The sequence below is a fragment of the Streptomyces ureilyticus genome, from assembly GCF_011045025.1.
Classification (GTDB): Bacteria; Actinomycetota; Actinomycetes; order Streptomycetales; family Streptomycetaceae; genus Streptomyces; species Streptomyces ureilyticus.
In genome coordinates this window covers 1-857 of sequence record NZ_JAAKZX010000493.1, presented here as the reverse complement: position 1 = coordinate 857, position 857 = coordinate 1, and the positions used below count along the sequence as shown (strand labels likewise).

At 68.0% G+C, this 857-nt stretch carries 1 protein-coding gene; it reads right to left on the bottom strand.

Going from position 1 to position 857, the window contains the following annotated elements; genetic code table 11:
* The coding region (locus G6048_RS48325) for a condensation domain-containing protein (RefSeq protein ID WP_235991171.1) at positions 1-849 on the bottom strand (849 nt) is incomplete at its 3' end.
* Positions 850-857 lie beyond the last annotated feature (8 nt).

Below are 857 nucleotides of genomic sequence, written 5' to 3'. Positions count from 1 at the left end.
CTTGTGCCGGTCGGGGGCGAGGCGGATCACCAGGAAGCGCATCAGCGGCGCGCTGGCCATGTCGAAACGGGCAGCCCGTTCCTCCTCCAGCAGCCGCGCCACCCGCTCACCCTGCCCGGCCCCGGAGTACTCACTCAGATCGACCACACGCCACGGCACACTCACCGAACCAGCGATCACCTGCACCGGCTCGCCGTTCTCCCGCTCGCGGAAGCACGCCCGCAAACTGGCGTGCCGGCCCACCAGCACCTCCGCCGAACGCCGCAGCACCCCCGCATCCAGCGCACCGCTCAGATCAAACGCCAGCTGAACGTTGTAGACATCCACGGCGTCCTCGTCGAACAGCGCGTGGAACAACAGCCCTTCCTGCAACGGCGACAGCGGCAGCACATCCTCGACCACCATCCCCTCACCAGCCCACCCATCGAGCTGCTCCTGCTCAAGAGTGACCAGGGGGAAGTCCGAAGGCGAATGCCCGCCGGCCTCCGGCAGGGCCGCATGCCCCGCCAGGACCCCCAGCATCCGGACCCACAGATCAGCCAGCTCCGCAACCTCATCCCGGTCCAGAACCTCCTGCGGCCAGGACCACACCGCATCCAGACGCACACCCTCAGCACTGCCATGCGCGATCGCGTTGATCTCCAGGGTGTGGGCCAGTCCCATCCCAGGATCGGCACCGCCTCCCAGCTGGGACTCCACACTCTGCCCGCCCTCAAGGGCGGTGTCGAAACGGCCGAGGTAGTTGAAGGCGATCTGGGGCCGGTCATAGCCGGCCAGGACCGGGGCGGTGCCGGGATTCAGGTAGCGCAGCAGCCCGTACCCGAACCCGTCATCAGGCAGCGCGTTCATCTGCTCCT